The 18,290-nt window shown below is 38.6% G+C and carries 14 protein-coding genes and 2 other RNA genes; 11 read left to right on the top strand and 5 right to left on the bottom strand.

Annotation, left to right across the window (positions count from 1 at the left end):
- Window positions 1-147 precede the first annotated feature (147 nt).
- The 7 genes from AB6D93_RS14135 (at window position 148) to AB6D93_RS14105 (ending at window position 9,486) form a co-directional block, all read left to right on the top strand.
- On the top strand, window positions 148-1,410 hold the full coding sequence (locus AB6D93_RS14135) for a tyrosine-type recombinase/integrase (protein WP_102333745.1): 1,263 nt from the start codon (window positions 148-150) through the stop codon (window positions 1,408-1,410).
- Window positions 1,410-3,125, top strand: a complete 1,716-nt coding sequence (locus tag AB6D93_RS14130; protein ID WP_102333746.1) for a hypothetical protein — start codon at window positions 1,410-1,412, stop codon at window positions 3,123-3,125. Before AB6D93_RS14135 ends, AB6D93_RS14130 begins: the two co-directional genes overlap by 1 nt.
- Complete coding sequence (locus tag AB6D93_RS14125; protein ID WP_102333747.1) at window positions 3,122-5,116, top strand: ABC transporter ATP-binding protein; 1,995 nt, start codon at window positions 3,122-3,124, stop codon at window positions 5,114-5,116. The genes AB6D93_RS14130 and AB6D93_RS14125 overlap by 4 nt, the downstream gene beginning before the upstream one ends.
- A complete protein-coding gene (locus AB6D93_RS14120) occupies window positions 5,113-5,556 on the top strand; it encodes a hypothetical protein (RefSeq protein ID WP_102333748.1) in 444 nt (147 codons plus the stop codon). Before AB6D93_RS14125 ends, AB6D93_RS14120 begins: the two co-directional genes overlap by 4 nt.
- Window positions 5,557-6,040: 484 nt before the next feature.
- Entirely contained in the window at window positions 6,041-7,228 is a 1,188-nt protein-coding gene (locus tag AB6D93_RS14115; protein ID WP_102333749.1) for an HNH endonuclease, read from the top strand.
- Between the two features lie 420 nt (window positions 7,229-7,648).
- Window positions 7,649-8,449 carry a hypothetical protein gene (locus tag AB6D93_RS14110; RefSeq protein WP_102333750.1) on the top strand — a complete coding sequence of 267 codons (801 nt, stop codon included), beginning with the start codon at window positions 7,649-7,651 and terminating at the stop codon, window positions 8,447-8,449.
- 131 nt (window positions 8,450-8,580) lie between these two features.
- Complete coding sequence (locus AB6D93_RS14105) at window positions 8,581-9,486, top strand: hypothetical protein (protein ID WP_102333751.1); 906 nt, start codon at window positions 8,581-8,583, stop codon at window positions 9,484-9,486.
- Window positions 9,487-9,794: 308 nt separating this feature from the next.
- Here AB6D93_RS14105 and AB6D93_RS14100 read toward each other — a convergent pair whose 3' ends face one another.
- Window positions 9,795-10,112, bottom strand: coding sequence for a hypothetical protein (locus AB6D93_RS14100; RefSeq protein ID WP_102333752.1), 318 nt, complete (start codon window positions 10,110-10,112; stop codon window positions 9,795-9,797).
- Entirely contained in the window at window positions 10,109-11,239 is a 1,131-nt protein-coding gene (locus AB6D93_RS14095; RefSeq protein WP_004735151.1) for a hypothetical protein, read from the bottom strand. Before AB6D93_RS14095 ends, AB6D93_RS14100 begins: the two co-directional genes overlap by 4 nt.
- A 1,366-nt stretch (window positions 11,240-12,605) precedes the next feature.
- Here AB6D93_RS14095 and AB6D93_RS14090 point away from each other — a divergent pair.
- Together AB6D93_RS14090 and AB6D93_RS14085 are read left to right on the top strand one after the other, a co-directional pair.
- Window positions 12,606-12,929 carry a hypothetical protein gene (locus AB6D93_RS14090; RefSeq protein WP_004735154.1) on the top strand — a complete coding sequence of 108 codons (324 nt, stop codon included), beginning with the start codon at window positions 12,606-12,608 and terminating at the stop codon, window positions 12,927-12,929.
- Window positions 12,930-13,562: 633 nt separating this feature from the next.
- On the top strand, window positions 13,563-15,383 hold the full coding sequence (locus AB6D93_RS14085; RefSeq protein ID WP_004735155.1) for an ATP-binding protein: 1,821 nt from the start codon (window positions 13,563-13,565) through the stop codon (window positions 15,381-15,383).
- A 537-nt stretch (window positions 15,384-15,920) separates the two neighbouring features.
- Here the strand turns inward: AB6D93_RS14085 and ssrA (AB6D93_RS14080) are convergent.
- From ssrA (AB6D93_RS14080) to smpB, 3 genes are all read right to left on the bottom strand, one after another.
- Window positions 15,921-16,287: a transfer-messenger RNA gene (gene ssrA / locus AB6D93_RS14080) on the bottom strand.
- Between the two features lie 211 nt (window positions 16,288-16,498).
- Window positions 16,499-16,855: a transfer-messenger RNA gene (gene ssrA, locus AB6D93_RS14075) on the bottom strand.
- Window positions 16,856-16,921: 66 nt separating this feature from the next.
- Window positions 16,922-17,407: an SsrA-binding protein SmpB gene (gene smpB, locus AB6D93_RS14070; protein ID WP_004735156.1), complete on the bottom strand. Its 486-nt coding sequence runs from the start codon at window positions 17,405-17,407 to the stop codon at window positions 16,922-16,924.
- Window positions 17,408-17,526: 119 nt separating this feature from the next.
- Here smpB and AB6D93_RS14065 point away from each other — a divergent pair, with 119 nt between their 5' ends.
- Entirely contained in the window at window positions 17,527-17,955 is a 429-nt protein-coding gene (locus AB6D93_RS14065; protein WP_010438915.1) for an SRPBCC family protein, read from the top strand.
- Between the two features lie 3 nt (window positions 17,956-17,958).
- Window positions 17,959-18,270, top strand: coding sequence for an RnfH family protein (locus tag AB6D93_RS14060; protein WP_010438916.1), 312 nt, complete (start codon window positions 17,959-17,961; stop codon window positions 18,268-18,270).
- The last annotated feature ends 20 nt before the right edge of the window (window positions 18,271-18,290 follow it).

The following is an 18,290-nucleotide window of genomic DNA, read 5'->3' as shown; positions in this document are numbered from 1 at the left end:
GCTGGCGGGAGTTGTATCGTCAAGTCTTAAATTATGAACCAACCCTCAACTCTTTCATTCTTTGTAATATGAACAACCCTAAAGTCTTGACTTGGCTTTTTTTATGAACGAATCTGATTCTATTGCTAGCTACTAAGTTGCCTTCGTATGTATATGACTCACAAGATCAAAAGTCTAAATCTTCTATCCGATTTTTATGAACAGAAAAATTTATCCTTGAAAGAGGGAGTACTCTATGCTGAGTCAGATAAGAAAACTTGTGATAATTTATACGTTGTTATAGAGAGTGAAACAGGTGTAGTAGTACCGCCTGTATTATCATTTATAGTATCCCACTATAGAAATCATTCAAAAACTTCATCAGCAACACAAGCTAAAGCGTTACGGCTATATTTTGACTTTCTGCATCAGCACAACCTCTCTTGGAATGTAGGGGCACTAGAGCCTGTGGATAGACCTTTTACTGGATTTAAGTGGTGGTTAAAAGAACAGTACGAAGAGGGCAACATTGCTGGTAGCACCGCTCGGTCATACTTTAGCGTTGTCGCTAATTTCTATATATTTCATTTGGATATTAATACTCCATTTACCTCTATTCCTATGGAATATGAGGAAATAGAAATAAGACAGTTTGATAATGACCCATTTGCACATATAGCAGGAAGAAGCATAGTTAGGCGAGTATCTACAGAAAAATTGGATGTATCAGCTCGAAGTCAGGAAGGGTCTTTAAAGCCGTTTACTATACAAGAGCAAGAGATGTTTTTTACGAAGCTGAAAGAGCATGGTTCGGAAGAGTTTTTGCTGATTTGTGTGCTTGCTATCTTATCAGGGCTTAGAGCAAGCGAAATTGCAGACCTTCGGACAGACATGTTTGCGATCTACAAAGATGATGACCCACATTTTGAGTTAGAACTCGGCGCAAAAGTACAACACAAAACGAAGCAGAACAGTGAGCTTCCAGTTACGATTGCTGGCTCTGCCGTTAAGCTGTTAAAGCGTTATCACATCAGCAGTCGCTATGTAAATCGACTAAATAAGTTCATAAATAATGGTGGTGAAAGAGCTAACGTCTTTATTACACAAAGAGGCGGAGCTTATTCCCAACACACAATATCGACACTTTTTAATCAGTTTGTACATAAACATATATACCCTGAATATCCAGACTTCTCACATGACTTTCATGATTTAAGAGTCACGTTTGGAGTTGATGTAATGAATGCAGCTCTAAACGTAGAGACTCTTAGCGATAGTGAAGCTCTGAGATTCACAAAGAGTCAAATGAGGCATAAGAATATTACAGATACGTTGCAGTATCTCTCTTACTTTCAGAAGTCTAAAGCTTTGGTAGAACAATCAAAGCTAAATGAAGAGTTATTAAGCTTAATCTTTAGTGAGACGGCTTAATGGTAAAGAAATCAAGAAAGATTGAAGTATCGAAGAGTTCTTATTCGAGGGAAACTAGGGCTAACGATATCGGATACTGCATTAAATTCGATAAAGAGTTTGGAAACGAATATTCGGAAAGTGTGTTGAGTTGGATACAAGAGACCGAGCTAGATACAAAGGATATTAGGCAGGAGTTATCTTTATTTGTTAAGTATATTGTAAATAGTTCATTCGCTTCAGAAACGAAACTGACAAAAATTCGAGATTTTAGACTGTATGTACGGCACTTAAGATCGTATGACACTGTTCGGTCAATTGCAGCCAAAGAAAGTATTGAAAGTTATCAAGGAGTACTGCACAGAAAATATAACCTTGAGGAGATATCAAAAGCTACTTTTGAAAAAAAAAGAAAAATTCTCAAGCAAGTTATGTATGACTGCTTTGGTATCGGTAAACTTGACTTTGATAAGTATTTTCCATCTTTAGGTAAGCGAACAGGAGTACTATTTGGCGCGACTATTAATGGGAAAGATAACTCAAAAGGCTACAGTAAAGAAGGGTACAAAGCCCTCCTTAAATTCTTAATTAATGCCGCTGATTTTTATCATACTTTGAGTGTTCAAAACGCTCCAATTGAGAGCCTAAACGACACTCAATTCAAGCATGATATTGGAGGTATAACCTATATCATCAAGCACAGAGTAGCAGGTGTTATCAATACTAAGGGGTATATCTCGAACCTAGCTTCGATGTTTTACTCTTCGGTGTTTGTTGCTATAACTGGTATCAATCAGTCTCCTGCTTTCAGACTGAAGAGAAGTTCTATATCAGAATCAGAAATCATAGATGGCATGATAAAGATCTCGATAACAGACAAAAGAAAGAAGAAAAAAGATGCGGAAAAAATACTATTAGTAAAGAAGCATTTTAAAACGTTGCTTGAGAAAATTATTGATCATTCAAAAAGAGTCGATCCAGAAGGAGGATTCCTTTTTCCTTTTGTTAACCTCGATGGTAGCGTTAGCTCTATACAGTCCCATGCGTACAGAGGTCTACTACGTAACACTCTAAGCCCTTTAAATCTATCACTGGGAGCCGAGAGTTTAAAACTAGATACTCGAAAGTTACGACATTCCTATGGGCTATTCTTCAATGACATTCAACAAAGAGCAGAAGTGCTTAACAACTCGGTAGTTGTTTCTGAGAAGTACTATAACCAAGGCTCTGTCGAAGAAAATAATAAAGCTCTGAAAAAAGGTATGGCTGCATATCAAGACCTGTTTCAAGTAAAAGTGATCGATGAAGCAGCCTCGAAAGCTGTACTTTATGATAATGAAAACTCAACCAAAACGCCTTCAGGTGGGGTGTGTATCAATGCAGTTTCATCTAAAGAGGCTGACCGAAACACACGAAAAATCAAGAAGTCTGGCTTACGTAAAGAGGGGGAGGTTATTTATTGTACAAGTTTTTTATCATGTATTACCTGCCCAAATCATCTGTTTGTAAAATCCGAAAGCCACGTTTATCAACTGTTGTCGCTACGACAAGTATTAATCAACAGTCGATACGAATGCGAAGCTGGAGGTCTTTTTGGAAGTAGAAAAGTAATAGAGAACACTATCAATAATATAAAATACCTAGCTGAACATAATCTAGATAAAAAGCTAGTTAAGATAGCTAAAGATATGATGAGAGAACAAGGCATTTCACCATTATGGATGTATGATCTATGAGTAATTATTCAGTTACATCAGCAGCCTCTGTTAAAGAGCCTTGTAATAATCTATCAGATATGAGTACTTTTGAGTTAATAACTCAAAACCCTGCTGTTGCTTATGATTTAAAAGGCGAAGTTGTTTCTAGGTTTAATGATCCGGTATGGGATTTCAGTGCATATCGAGACCTTAGGAAGAACAGTTCGAAATCAACGTATAAAGTCTATTTTCCAACCGATAAGATGTCGGCAAGCTTACTTTTAGAGCTGAGAGTCATTGTTTTAGCTATCTTCAAATCAGAGTACAAATCCAGTGGCCGTGCAGCGGTTGCCACGGAAACCATGAGAAGATTACGACCGCTCTTTAATGAGCTACAGGAATGCAATCTAATGTCAGTGACTAAGCTAAACAGTAGTATAGGCATGATTAAATACTTAGAATCTGTCAAAGGAAAGTACTCTCATTCAACACTAGAAGGCAGGTTTGGGAGGCTTAACTCTGCTTCCCGTCTAAATTTAAATGGCTTGAATATTAGCCTTCCACTAAGCAGAAATGTACTAAACGACAGTTGGGCTTCGCTAAAGCAGCTAACTGCTCCTTACGTGGCAGAGAGTTCTCATGTTAGGCAAACCTTGTACATACCACTAGAGCTTCACTCAAAGCTATTATCTGAATCGTTAGAGATCATTAATGATGCACCAGATGTGATAACGAAAATTAATCGAGTTTTAGAGAAAAAGTTCAAGCAAGTTAGAAAATCCAGAATAGTTGCACAATCAAAGTATCCTATAGATGTTACATACCAAGCCGAAAGGCATCGAGTATCTCAAGAAAAGAAAGGAAAGTTCAAAAGCTTAAAGCAGCTCTTGATAGATGAAGGCTTAGGTCATCTTGCCTCAAAAGACAAGAATACTAGGGTTTACCATGGATATATAAGCCGTGTGTTTGCTGCTTGCTATGTAATCATTTCATCTTATACAGGAATGCGGTTTGATGAAATTACATCATTAAAAGATGATTGTTTTCGGTGCACTCCTGATGATGAAGATAAGTATTATTATGTCCGGGCATATGAGACGAAAATATCAGGAGGGGCTGATGTAGATTACATTACCATTCCTGAAGTTAAAAAAGCTATTGATCTCATAAAGTTGATACATAGACCTGCCAAAAAATTAGTACCATCCTTGAAGGGGAATGACTTTCTGTTGATCAGTGCAAATGTCAGCATTCTCCCAACATTCGCAGCCCTAAACCCAGTGACAAAGTCGTTGCAAGACTTAGCTAAACACATCGGACTCATAGTCACTGAGCCTGCTTTAGAACAAAGCAAAGCGATGAATCGAGGGCGTGAACACATAATGGTTGGAAGCTTGTGGAAGTTGAATACACATCAATTCAGAAGAACTCTAATAGTTAACTTTCTTACTCATGATCTTGCTTCTGCTCCAGCGGTAAAACAGCAGGTAAAGCATATGTACCAGTATATGACGGAGTATTACGGGAAAGGGTCAGAGTTAGCATTTACTCAAAGGTTGCTAAGAGATTGGTCTATCATGGAAGATATCGCTAATGAGCACATCTTGGTTAAAACTAACATATACAGAGATTTATACTACTCAGATTGCCACTTAGAAGGTGTTAAGGGTAAAGAGATCGAGGCAATGAGAGAATCCGCCATTCAGTTAACTGATGATGAAATTAGGGTTTTGATAGAGACTGGAGAGTGGGATATAACTAAAACTCCTTTTGGCTATTGCACAAAAGCGCATAAGTGTGAAAAAACGGATACCATCGATCCGTCAGTTTGTGGAGAAACTTGTGATACAACGATAATCACACTAAAGAATGCTATTAACTGGAAAAAACTATACGACAGAAATATCAAGTTACTCAGTCTTGAGAGTTTGGAAGGTTTTGCAGGGAATGAAGGTATGATGAAAAGTCAGAATGTTGTAGCGTTACGAATCATGAAGGCATTTAACTTAGAACCTGAGGTACAAGCATGAGTGGCGAACAAAAGTTAAGAGCAGCTTTAGCAAGGTTGAAAGAGGGGAAGCCGGTTCATGTAAGCCCAGGTAAGAGAATATCGCTTTCTTCTATAGAAGATGAGGCAGGAGTTGGTCGCAGTTTAATAAGACATTACCCTGATTTACATAAAGAAGCTCTAGATGTAATAAAAGCTCAAAAGCGGGAGCCTTTAAGTTCAAATACCAGACCAGAAAAAGCAGAAGATATTGATAAGATAAAGAAAGAGTTAGTTGAAAAGAAGGCGGAACTATCCAAGCTACGTAAAGCCAATAGTGCGTTAATTAGAACAAATGCCGAGTTATTTACCTTGTTGAATGCGGTAGCACATAAGAACAGACGAGATATCGATTTGGAAAGTGTAGTTGGTTCAGTAACAAAGGTTAACATTTCGGATAACATAAGGTCTTTATTGAAGTGATTGTGGCCTTTAACTAATCCATCTTTTACTTATTTTTAAAAGATGGATTTTTTTGAGGGAAAAATCTCTAGCTCACTTCTGTTCAATTGTAAGCTAGATTTTTTACTCATTCATTGAAGCTTTACTCATGGCACGTGCCAGCTAGCTCAAATCTGCCCCAAAACGAGTTAGTATGAGTCTACGTTTAATATCCCATTATCAGTGACAGCCATACTAAAGCTAATACATAGGTGAATGGCAAGGCTTTCTTGCTAGTGATTATTAATAACTAAATGTTAGCGTGGTGGGGTATGTGTTTTACCTGAAGTTTGTAAAAATAGTTTCATATACAATAACATAGCAGCAAAGCCTGTTCATCCTTTAAACAAAGCGCTGAGATGAATGTGCTCCTATTTTTAGAGTGTGATTTAAAATTCCTGCTTGAAAGGTCTTTTAGCATTCCAATTTATAAAAACTGTAGTAACGATTACCAAGGAAACTTGCCATGAGCACTTGTGCATTAAATGGAATCTTCGAGGGTTGTACTGGCGGGGTTGGTAGCAAGGAACATATAATTCCCAATGGTATTGGTGGAAGAAAGACTAACGACAATTTAATTTGTAATCATTGTAATAATGAATCTGGTCGCAGGTGGGACGCCTTACTTTGTAATCAGTTCAAACTTCTAAATGTTCTGTTTGGAATTACCAAAGAGAGAGGCGATGATAGGTTTGTCAATATCACCGATAGAGAAAATGGCGAACAAAGCGTCCTTTCTACTGATGGAAAAATACAGCCCCGCAAGCCGACCTTCCAAGAAATAGACATAGACAGTCAGAAGTCTGTTATATCCATCCGTTCTAGCAACGAAAAAACCGCAAGGGATATTATAAAAAGCTACTGTAAGAAAAGGAATCTAGTAGCAGACTACGCAACATTTGAACATAGAGAAATCATTGTTGATGATGAAGATTCATTGAATATAAGCAACAGTATAGACCTTGCTGGACCAGAGGTCGGTCGTGCGGTTTCAAAGATGATTTACTTGCACGCTCTAGATGTTGGTGTTAAACAGGCCGATTTAAAGAATGTGTTTGAGTACCTTTCGAGTCAGGTTGAGGCTCTGCCTTTTGTTCCATACTATGATACAGATTTAGTTACCAACCGGCCTGAAACCACTCCCATACATGTTGTCTCAGTATGTGGAAGAAAGGGAAGAATAACTGGTTACGTCGAATTATACGGTCTCTTTAAGTACATCTTTGATATATCAGGTAAACATGATGGAGACTGTTTCACCAAGACTTACAGCATTGATCCAGTAAACGGAAGTGAAATAGATCTCACTCTAGACTTTAGCCTCCTTGAGTTGGATTTAAGTCATTATCTAAATATGTCTATTGCTTCGAACAAAAAAATGATGGACTGGATCAATACTAAAATGCCTAGCTACAGTGAATCTTGGAATAAGAAACGGAATGAACATCTAAATAAGGTGTGTTTAATGGAGCGGTCAGAAAAAATAGAAAAGAAAAAAAAATATAAGGACATCATTCTTGGTGAAGTTCAAAAAGAGGTAGCTGAAAAGCTCGTTTCAGGAGATTTATCCAAAACAGGTGTTGAAGCTGAAGTCAAGAGACTTATCGGTGAAAAGCTTCGCCAGAGAGGCTTAACTAACGAATGCAATAATTGAAATGCACCTCTGCCCTATCCGATATTGGCTAGAAACATTTATTGTACAATTCGCAAGGCTATGTTTTAAAGTGTGCTGATCCAGAACAGCTCTGACAGTCTCCCCCCCAAACTTGGCTTATCTAGAGTTCAAAATATAGGTTTCGGACTCTAAATCGCTCCTGTTCAAGAATTTCTCAGGTTGAATTTTTACCCGTGGCACTTTCTAGCTCGAAAGTGCCCCAAAACGCGTTACAACGCTCCCCTCTAGCATAAGAAATTCTTATTGAAATAGAGAGTAATGCAAAGTGTATTACAGGTTGCATATAGTAGTGTTAGAATGTTAACCATCATCGTATCTATCAATACTCTATTGTCGGCATTAGTGAAGCTTTACGTACTTAAGTGCCGTTAAAACCTTTAACAGAAAGGATTCAGTTCAATGAAGTGTAAATTGTGTCTAGAAAAAGAAGATATCCAAGAGTCACATATCATTCCTGACGCGTTTTTTCGCTTTGTTAAAGGCAAAGAGAATAATGGCGATAAGAGTGAGATTGGTAAGTATATTGAGGTGTCACAGTCTGGAAACAAATTTGCCCAAGAAAGTTACGCCGAACCATTACTATGTCGCGCATGTGAACAAAAATTCTCCAATGAATTTGAGTCTTATGTTATTGAATTAGTGTTGAGAAATCCCAAGAAAGTTGGTGCTTCAAGCTCAAGAGGTGTTAAGCAGATTACTTTTAGCAATATCGATTATCGGAAACTAAAGCTGTTTCAGATGTCGTTGCTATGGCGTGCGGCGATTAGTTCGCTCGATTTTTACAAGTACGTCGAATTAGATCCGATAATAGTCGAGTTGTTAAGAAAAAACTTGAATGAGCTATCTCCTCTTGAGCCACATATACTCCCTTGCTTCATGGATCGTATTTTTATTGATACTCCTAATGAGAATGCGTCATTTTCTGAATTAAAACTGAGCAAATCAACGATATTTAACCCGAAAAAGACAGCGAGCAAGCCTCTGGGCATTGAATATATTACTTTCTTCTTTGGTGGGTTTGAGTGGCGATTTTGGCTACACAAATGTAATGATTTCTTTATTAATGAAAACAAGGTAATAAGTCCAAGTGGCGTACTTGTTTGCTCGATCCAAAACATAGATAAAAATGACCTGCTTCTTAGTGCTGGCGTGTTAGCTAGAGGGAATGAGCTAAAAGGTAAGGGTTTAAATCGGCCATAACATTCAATTCAACATTATTATACAGCGAGCGGAATTTTTGCGTCTGGTTTAGTATTTACGGCACAATGGGTTAGGTCAGGTGGTGGCGTTGTCTACCTTAACGTCGCATTAGTAACAACAAAAGGTAATACATGGTAGTTGATATACCAGAAGAAATCGACTTTGCAAATGCAGGTAAGGCGCAGTTTGACTTTGCATGGGACATAGTAATGTCATTTCTAACTCAATTTGATGAGTTCGCTACATATGTGGAAGATGATGAAGTTGAGGAAGAGTACTGGGAGGCTGCAAAACAAAGAATACTGACAGCTTTGGCTATAGTTCAGCAAGGAGTTGAGCTGATTATCAAAGGGAAAATTGCTAGTATTAGTCCGTACCTTTTGATAGCAGGTTCTCCATCTGATTGGCCTAAAAAACCTCAAATTAGTTTTTCAGAGCTACGAACAATAGACGCTCAAGATTTAGTTAAAGTATTCAATACGTTCTCTGACGCTCCTTTAAGCGATGAATTTATTAAGCAATATAATGAGTTAAGAAAGTTGAGAAACCGTGTAATGCACACCGTTGATCATCGTTTAAAAGTAACAGTTATTGAAGTTGTTACTACGCTTTTGGAAATGCACAGACATTTAATTCCAGATGAAAAATGGGTGACTACGCGTAGAGACTTCCTGCACGAATCACCAGGAGCACATATCTTTTCATCTGACGATGTAAATGGGCGGATAGCATGGGAGTTTTTTATTGTTTTTTCCATTCTCAAACGGGCTGAAGTTAAGAAATTTTTTGGTGTCGATAAAAAACAACGTGTATATGTATGCCCAGAGTGTTATTACGAATGCCAAAAATATACAACTATTGAGCCTGTCTATGCGGTATTAAGCCCAAACACTCCTGAATCAGAACATCTATATTGTTTTGTCTGTGATGATCTTCACCCAATTGAACGAAAAGACTGCGTCAGTCAAGAATGCAAAGGTAACGTAATTAGCATAGAAACAGGTGAGTGTTGTAGCTGTGGTGAAAGTTGTTGCTAACAAATCGATGAAGCTGCCAGCTAACGCTCTGCATTTTCGATACGTGAACTAATTCATGATTTACTAATTTAGCAAAGTCATTGAAACATTTATGTCCAACACCTTCACAAAAAGACAGATTCGCCACTCTCGGCTATTCTGATTTGATGTTAGTGATGTTAGTGACTAAACTACTAACTATTTTAATGTTTCTTGAAAGCTCAGAATGATTTTGGGCAAGAAGTGGTAAATCATTTACCACTTCTTAACCAAACGGGTTACCCGATGATTATGTCCCCCGTTTTTTCTTCTAGTTTTGACTGGAGGCTCTACATCTCAAGCTCTTGCAGCGTAACCACTTCCACACAGAAGTGTGGAGGAGCAGAAGAGATGATCTTATCTAGGAACACCTTATCACTAACTGGAATATTCCCTTCTAGGTTTAAATCTAGTTCGTAGATTGAAGAGCTTTGTGGCCAATAGATAGACCTTTCAGTTATCTGCTCAATGGTTTCAACGCTGTCTGCGCCACTACTCAAACGCCACTCCCCATTGCTCCACAACCCGAATATTCTATAGTGTGTGCCATGTTCATCCGAACTAACACGCAATGTAATCCAACCGATATCGGGCTTATGGTATCTCATGAGAATTCCTCTTCAGTTTTTAAAATTTCGTGATCGAAAGAAATTTCAAAGTAGTTCATGATGGAATCGAGACTACATCTAGCGTCGTCGTCATAACTATCATCTAAATATTGTTTTATGTTAGTGCAAAAGTTGTGTCCAAAGGTGCTGCACGCTGGAAAGGTATATTCAGGCATGCGTGTCTGTGCCAAATTGCTTAGGATCCACTCAGCTGTTGAGCTAAGCGAACACTCGTCGAGTAGCGTTATTCCCATCGGAATACTGATGCTTTCGAAATAACTAAGAGCTTCTGCTTCTACTGAATAATAAGGGGGATCTATACACTCTGAGAAACGGTCTTTGATCTGGTCAATAAACTCGTCTTTTAGGAACCCTAGCTTGGATACAACAAACCTACATGACATCTCAGCGAGTTCTGCTTGATTAAGTTTGCGTTCCAGTGGAATGGGATTGGACTGTGCTTCTGAGATCAGCATATGTAAAATTTCACGTAATAGATTGTGAGTTGCTGGTGTGAAAAATGAGAGCTGGTATAAGCAATGATGGGATGAAACGGGTGTGTAGTGACCTGTGTAAGCTAAATTTTTGTTTTCAATTCTGAGCCCAGAAGAACGTGCATTTTTGTTTTTTATTCTATCCCCATCGGCAAACCACTTTCCGAATCCATAAACCTTTATCTTGGAACCTAATCTAGACTCGAACTCAACCAAAGCAAAAAAAGGGTCTAGTTTAGTAATTATCGGGCATAGTGTCTGATAAATTATGCTTTGAATCTGACAAGGATCTAAAGGAACTAGTACTTCCTTTCCAAGGTATGAGTGACTATCTAGCTGTACATGACGGAGCTGTTGAAAAGCTCTATTTAAGATGCATAGACTGCCATCTTCAAGTACATCAAAATTCACACCAATGAAACCATTGGGATTTTTTTGAAAAAACTGTTCTATCTCAGATCTTGTTTGACCAAAAAAAACACAGCAAGCTAAATTTTTTCGATTGCCAAACCTGAGTTCTTGAGGACCTTTTTTACATGGAGGTAGTTCAAGATAAGATGTCTTAACTTCATTCTCTAATGCTTTAGAGAATGAATCGAGGATAATTTTAAAAGAAGTTCTATTTAAATACATAACTCATTTCCTGAAGACTTAACGCTTTCGGCTGGCGAACTAAAGCGCATTGGTCATTTCAACTAATGAATTATCAAGTATTAGATTGTGAATTTTACGACCTAGGTGGAACCGCCAGCAGTCCCGTGTATGTCATCCAAAATCAATGTTAGACACTAAACGGGAAAAAGCAAAGTTGTGCAGCCGAAAAAGCATATTCTGTCTTTATAAGTATAAAATGAAAATTTTTATGTTGTGACAAAGCTAGATGAGCAACCAAGCATCAGCTCACTGAAGGTGTTTCTCGAAATCAGTGGTACCTTTGGCAATGAGTAGTTCTGTATATAAACTATTTTTATAGTCACGAAGGGAGGCCTTCTATATGGCTCACAAAGCTAGCCTAATTGACAAATCTAGGCTTCCTAAACTCCTCCCCAAGAATGTTCCATCCTTTGACTAATCTTGGAATGGATATTAGTTGGATTAGGCTGATTACAACTTATCTATTTTGCAACCTCACCTCACAGCTGCACTCAGTTGTTCCTACCTCTTCTTTTGTTTGGACTGATTCAATACATTTTCACTGAGTTGCACTATTGGAAGAAAAAAAGTACAGGTTTAGGTGTTCTTTAATACCGAAATTCACATGTAAAATATGATAGATCATTAGCGATAGGGGGGGGGTGCATGAGAATGCTCCTTGAAATGCGTTACCGCCGCACAGGACAATTTATTTACACGAAAGATGAGATCTGCTCGATTTTTCAAACTGACAATGTTGAACAGATATTGGCTAGGAGTCCTTATCTCGTGAATATTCAGTTTGATTTGATTGTGTTTTTGGGCTCTCAAACACCTTCAGGTGCCATTTAGTAGATCACTTTATCACTCCGTAAAGACCAACAGTGCTATATATCATTCGAAGACGCTCTATCACGTTGGCATGTAATCTCGCAGATACCCATGATGTTAATCCTTGCGACAACAGGAGAATCCGGTCTGTACTCAACACCATTTGATCGTATTGAGTTTGTGCATGTTGAGCATACCAATAAAGAAATTTTAGAAAACACTGTCGAGCTTTATACTGAAAGTTGAGTAAGGCACTTCTACCAGTTCCATACTGTCTCACCTTTGCCCCGAAACAACTTAGCTCAAGTGCTTTACAGAATCTAGAGATATGCGTTTCCCCTACTAAAAGTTATCTGAAACTAGTAATTGTCAAAACTAAACGGTGCTGTGTGCCCCAACCCTTTTAATGGTTGCTATCTTATTGATTTATCGTTGAAGATTAAAAAGAAAGAAGGCATTATTTCGCCATGGAATACGGACAATCGCCGTATAGAAAGCGTTAGCTGCAATCAGTATATAACGAGTATTATCGAAAATGTATAAACTAGAAATATTCTGTAATCCAGATCAGCAGATGTTAGTACAAAATGTACTACATGAATCTGGAGTCGATAAAATTGGCAATTACGACCATTGCTGGGCGATTGGTTCGGTCACAGGATCTCATCGAGCATTAGAGGGCTCAAATCCAGTATTTGGTTCTAAAGGTAAGGTCGAAAACTACAAGTTACTTAAAATTGAAATCAACGTCTCAACAGAACAAGTGAGGCCAATTGTAGAGTCTTTGAAAGAGAGTCTTGGGTGGGAAGAGCCATTGGTTAATGTGTTCAAACTCTACAATATAGAGTTTGACCTTTAACTGTAGAGTTTGCAGCAAACAAACGTTTAAGGGTTCAAGATACTTTGTCTAATCCCAATCTCGCATGTTAGGACCAATACTCTAACGTGCTTTTGTCCAGCTTCGTGCTGGCGGTGTAGATCAACGTAATGTGTAGATCAACGTAACGCAGATCTGCCCCATTATCACTTTCGGTTATGACATTCACGTTCGTAGACAACCGGAATTTACCCAAATCATGCTCATGTACCGACAACAAGACTCATGCAGCAAAAATGATTTTCTATATCGGTAAGGTCGCTTCGGGAAAAAGCGAATTACTCCAACTATTTTAAACATTTGTGCTCCGAGATGTGTTACTACGTAGTTGGAGCAATTTTTAAACTTCAACTTTTCGCTGTACCTCTTTTAGGTTTTTTACCCTTTTTAAAACTAAGTATCTCATATATAGCATTTTATCTCCGGTGACTTATGTCACGAAACTTGAGTAGCCACTAAAGCTATCCTCTTCTAAACTTTATGCATATGAGAAAAAGAGGTGCTGGAAGGTGAATAAAACAAACGTATTGGTATGGGTAACATTAATTGTTTGGTTATTGATGGTTGCTTGCTTTTTTTATTATATTGAAAAAGAAAGCTTTATACCTGTTATCCATGAATTTCATCTGGAGGACTCAAGTGAATTATAAATACTCACAAAAGTTCAATGTTATGGAAGCTTTAATTGCGCTAGCAATAGGCATAACTCTCAGTTTTTTCTTTTCATTTAAAACTCAAAACTCCCTTCTAGAGGCCACTGAAAGCTCAATCGTTGCTCATTCTGCAAGCCTTGTCCACATGAGAAGCTATATACATTTAACTCAGAGAGAAGATGGTGACCACAAGATAAATAAACTACTTTCTGAAATACAAAAGCTAACCTCTGAGTTAAACACTTTAAAAGAAGCTAGCAACGACATTAACGTTAGATTTCCTCAAATGATTTGGGTAGGAAATCCCCTCCCTTCTGTAGTTGAGGAGTACGTAAAAACTGCGGATAAACAGTTGGTATTGCTTGATAAAATGCTTAAAGCAAAACAACAGATAGTACCAGAGGTTTCATTAATCGAATTAGAGAGGCAGGTGTTTTCAGAAGAGATGGATGAAGCAGCGGAACATGTTCATGAACGTTTGATGGATAACATCTTCTTAACCAGTAAAGCAGCCGTCTATACTTTAATACTATTCATTATTTTAATATTCTCTGCCGTTTTTCTTTATCTCAATCATTACATTATAGAGTTGAAGAAGACCAAGCTAGCATTACAGGTAGCTGTAAATAAGGCAGAGGAAGCCAACTTAGCTAAGTCTATGTTTTTAGCAACAATGAGTCATGAGATAAGAACTCCAATGAATGGTGTTATAGGAATGACACAGTTACTCATATCGGATAATAAAGATCCAAGTATTCAGACGCACTTAGATACGCTATTGGAGTCAGGTGAACACCTAATGGTGGTGATAAACGAAATTCTTGATTTTTCAAATCTAGAACAAGGAAGTTTAGTTTTTGTTCAGGAAGAATTTGAGCTAAGCAAACTATTGGTCCCTATAAAAAATTCTTTTCAACCACAGGCTTCTGAAAAAAAACTTCAGCTTATATTCGACACCAATAGCTTGCCTGAAGATCTAATTTTAGTCGGTGATAAAACTCGTATACGTCAAGTTATTTACAATTTAGTGGGTAATGCCATCAAGTTCACCTCTGATGGACAGGTTAAGGTTGTTTTAAAATATGAAAGTGATAAAAATGAGCTTTGTATTCAGGTATCTGATACCGGAATTGGCATACCATCCCATCGTTTAAAAGGCATTTTTAATGCGTTCGAACAAGCAGATGTTAGAACGATGCACGATTTTGGAGGTACAGGGTTAGGTTTATCCATCGTGAAAAAAATATGCTTATCAATGGGGGGGGATATTACTGTTACAAGTGAGTTAGGTTCAGGAAGCTGCTTTGTGGCAAAGGTGATAAGCCCAAGAGTAACCACCCTCCGAGATCAAAGAACGCTCTCAGGCGAAAAAGACTTTTCCGGTAAGTCAGTCCTTATCGTTGAGGATAACCGTGTTAATCAGCTTGTTGCTCAACGATTGTGTCAAAAGTTAGGGTTTACTACCTATATTGCATCTAATGGTATAGAAGCTGTTAAAAGGGTGCGCGAATGTTCTTTTGACGTAATCTTGATGGATCATCAAATGCCACAAATGGGGGGCATAGAAGCGACAAAATTAATACGAAATGAGCATGCTTTTCAGGGTATTATTCTTGGATGTACCGCTGATGTTACCAAAGATACAGCCATAGCATTCGTGGACGCTGGTGCCAATGGAGTAATAACAAAGCCCTTACAATTAGACTCTTTAGGGGAGTTAATAGCACGCAGCGTAACGCTGGCTTGTAATGCGAGTCGTGATCATCATGTCGTGTTGGAATAGATGTCAGTCCGACTCATATTGAATCAAGGAGTTGATTCTTTGAGTAAAAGAGATAGCCTCAATTCTAGAATGCGCTATTTTTTACGTCGTCTGTAGAGGGGAAATATCGGAACTGTTGTCTGAAGGGGGGATGCAGCTTAAATAGAATAAGGCAAAACATAGAACCTTGCCTATTAGTATTTATTCATTACTGATTTTCACATGTAGTGTGGGCTTGGCTGGTTCAGAATACATAAAGTAATGAATTGAGGGTTATTTAGACCATCGACCCTAAATGATTTCTGTCCAGAGGCTTCTCAGATTGAATTTTTTACCGTGGCACTTTCTAACATAGAAGTGCGCCATTGTGTTGTAGCTAGATTTTCAGCCGATAGTTATCGTCATCGATTCTTCATACATTTTTAATGCAAGTATTGGAAGAGAACTGAAAAAGTGTGTAAGAAATCTTGGTCGATTCAATAAGCGACTAAAGGTTTAGAAAACTAAAGTTCTAGATAAAAGAAAAGCCGTATATTCACTGAATATACGGCTTCTCGAATGTGGAGGTGGGGGGAGTTGAACCCCCGTCCAAAAATCATTCATCATTGGTACTACATGCTTAGTCGATCTTTAAATTCACCAAGTACCTGCGAACCGACACGCTAGTAAATGACTATCCTGAATTATATTTCGAACTTCATCTCTCAGGCGGGAGAATCCGATCTAGCTCGTTTGGGTTTGACTCTTTGTTGTTCCCCGTCTTACAAGCGGAAGCTAGGGCAAAGAGGCTCTCAGCAGGTTATTAAGCTGCTAGTGCGTAGTTTTCGTCGTTTGCGACTATTTTTTTGCGGCTTTTAACGTGGCCAACCGCCCCACGGCATGCACCTCAGACTTCAAAATTCCTGTCGAATCCTAAATCACCCCCGTTGTGTATAAATCGATTCGCAATTTATACGGTGCATTTTATGAATCTGAGGTTCATAAAACGACTTATTCGCTTACTAAAGTTATGAATAATATAATCATAACCAAGAATTTATGCAATGTTTTATGAAAAATACGATTACCAGATAAACTGTCGTTGACCCCTTACTCAGTAAGGCTTTTCATAAAAAGACACTAAAATTAAGACTTGATGGTAGAGTTGAACCCGCGTCCAAAAATCATTCATCATTGGTACTACATGCTTAGTCGATCTTTAATTTCACCAGCAACCTGCGAACCGACACGCTAGTTAAAGGCTAACCTGAATTATAATTCGCGCTTTTCCTCTCAGGTGGGAGAAGCCACGCTAGCTAGTTTGGGTTTGATCTCTTATTGGTCCCCGTCTTACGAGCGGAAGCTAGGGTAAGAGAGCTCTGAGCAGGTTATTAAGCTGCTAGTGCGTAGTTTTCGTCGTTTGCGACTATTTTTTTGCGGCTTTTAACGTGGCCAACCGCCCCACGGCATGCACCTCAGACTTCAAAATTCCTGTCGAATCCTAAATCAGCCCCAAGTGTTATTTGCATAGTACCAGAAAAGCTTACCCTGTCTAGCACTGTGCGTTTAAGTGCTTAAAATTAACGCAAATTACTCTTCATAATTCGTGCTTTATCTCTCGCCCAATCTTTTTCTTTCATATCAGTACGTTTATCGTGCAGCTTTTTACCTTTCGCTACGCCAACTTTAATCTTCGCCCAAGAGCGAGACCAGTAAAGTGCGGTTGCGACAAGCGTCATGCCTTCACGGTTAATACGACCGATAAGGTTGTCGAGTTCTTTTCTCGACATTAATAGTTTACGGATACGTGTTGGGTTCGCCACGATATGAGTACTCGCTTGAGTTAGCGGAGTAATCGTCATACCACTGATGAATGCTTCGCCATCTCGGATGTATACGTAGCTTTCTGCGATATTGGTTTTGCCTTCACGTAGGGATTTTACTTCCCAGCCTTGTAGCTCAAGCCCCGCTTCTATCTCATCATCGATGAAATATTCGTGGCGAGCTTTCTTATTAAGCGCAATGGTATTACTACCGGCTTTTGATTTTGATTTATTCTTTGCCATAATGGCCTCATTATACGGAATGCGCCCTAGATGGGGAATCCTTTTTATTTGCGCTCTGGCCCAATACAATTAAAATTGCAGTTTGTGTTAATGTAACGCTGTCTTTAACAGGAGTCTATATGCCAAAGGTTACTCGTTCAGCATTAGTGTCTTTTAGTGCCGACCAGATGTTCAGCTTGGTCAATGATGTTGCTCGTTATCCTGAGTTTTTGCCAGGATGTTCTGGTTCTCGTGTGATCGAATCTTCAGATTCCGCGATGGTGGCTTCGGTTGATGTCTCTAAAGCTGGTATCAGTAAAACATTCACTACGTCGAATCGAATGGCGGATGGTGCTGAAATTTTAATGGAGCTGGTAGATGGCCCGTTTAAGAAGCTGGAGGGGGGCTGGTATTTCACTCCTCTAGACGACCAAGCATGTAAGGTTGAACTTAAACTAGAGTTTGAATTTTCTAGTCGAATGATTGAAATGGCATTTGGCAAGATTTTCAATGAACTGACAAGCAATATGGTCAGTGCTTTTACTCAACGAGCGAAACAGGTTTACTAAGCCATGACTATTGAATCAGATATGATCCACGTAGAAGTTGTGTTTGCGCTTCCACATGAGCAGCGTGTATTTACCTTAGTGGTAAATAAGAACGCGACCGTTGAAGAGATTATTGCGCAGTCTGGTGTTTTAGAGTTGTATCCAGAAATCGACTTGGCGAAAAATAAAGTTGGCGTATACAGCCGCAACGTTAAGTTAGATGCAACCGTTCGAGATAAAGATCGTATCGAAATTTATCGAGCACTGTTAGCCGATCCAAAAGAAATTCGCCGTAAGCGTGCTGAACAAGCAAAAGCGGCCGCAGCTAAATCGTAATGCTAAACAAGTTTGACTAA

The sequence above is a fragment of the Vibrio sp. 10N.247.310.23 genome (assembly GCF_041467155.1).
Lineage (GTDB): Bacteria > Pseudomonadota > Gammaproteobacteria > Enterobacterales > Vibrionaceae > Vibrio > Vibrio crassostreae_C.
The sequence above is the reverse complement of the archived record's forward strand: the minus strand, read 5'-3'. Positions and strand labels throughout refer to the sequence as shown.

Bases quoted from the DNA above. Each gene is read 5' to 3' on its own strand.
- AB6D93_RS14135 (WP_102333745.1), top strand. From the start codon at position 148: ATGTATATGACTCACAAGATCAAAAGTCTAAATCTTCTATCCGATTTT.
- AB6D93_RS14130 (WP_102333746.1), top strand. From the start codon at position 1,410: ATGGTAAAGAAATCAAGAAAGATTGAAGTATCGAAGAGTTCTTATTCG.
- AB6D93_RS14125 (WP_102333747.1), top strand. From the start codon at position 3,122: ATGAGTAATTATTCAGTTACATCAGCAGCCTCTGTTAAAGAGCCTTGT.
- AB6D93_RS14120 (WP_102333748.1), top strand. From the start codon at position 5,113: ATGAGTGGCGAACAAAAGTTAAGAGCAGCTTTAGCAAGGTTGAAAGAG.
- AB6D93_RS14115 (WP_102333749.1), top strand. From the start codon at position 6,041: ATGAGCACTTGTGCATTAAATGGAATCTTCGAGGGTTGTACTGGCGGG.
- AB6D93_RS14110 (WP_102333750.1), top strand. From the start codon at position 7,649: ATGAAGTGTAAATTGTGTCTAGAAAAAGAAGATATCCAAGAGTCACAT.
- AB6D93_RS14105 (WP_102333751.1), top strand. From the start codon at position 8,581: ATGGTAGTTGATATACCAGAAGAAATCGACTTTGCAAATGCAGGTAAG.
- AB6D93_RS14100 (WP_102333752.1), bottom strand. From the start codon at position 10,112: ATGAGATACCATAAGCCCGATATCGGTTGGATTACATTGCGTGTTAGT.
- AB6D93_RS14095 (WP_004735151.1), bottom strand. From the start codon at position 11,239: ATGTATTTAAATAGAACTTCTTTTAAAATTATCCTCGATTCATTCTCT.
- AB6D93_RS14090 (WP_004735154.1), top strand. From the start codon at position 12,606: ATGTATAAACTAGAAATATTCTGTAATCCAGATCAGCAGATGTTAGTA.
- AB6D93_RS14085 (WP_004735155.1), top strand. From the start codon at position 13,563: ATGAATTTCATCTGGAGGACTCAAGTGAATTATAAATACTCACAAAAG.
- smpB (WP_004735156.1), bottom strand. From the start codon at position 17,407: ATGGCAAAGAATAAATCAAAATCAAAAGCCGGTAGTAATACCATTGCG.
- AB6D93_RS14065 (WP_010438915.1), top strand. From the start codon at position 17,527: ATGCCAAAGGTTACTCGTTCAGCATTAGTGTCTTTTAGTGCCGACCAG.
- AB6D93_RS14060 (WP_010438916.1), top strand. From the start codon at position 17,959: ATGACTATTGAATCAGATATGATCCACGTAGAAGTTGTGTTTGCGCTT.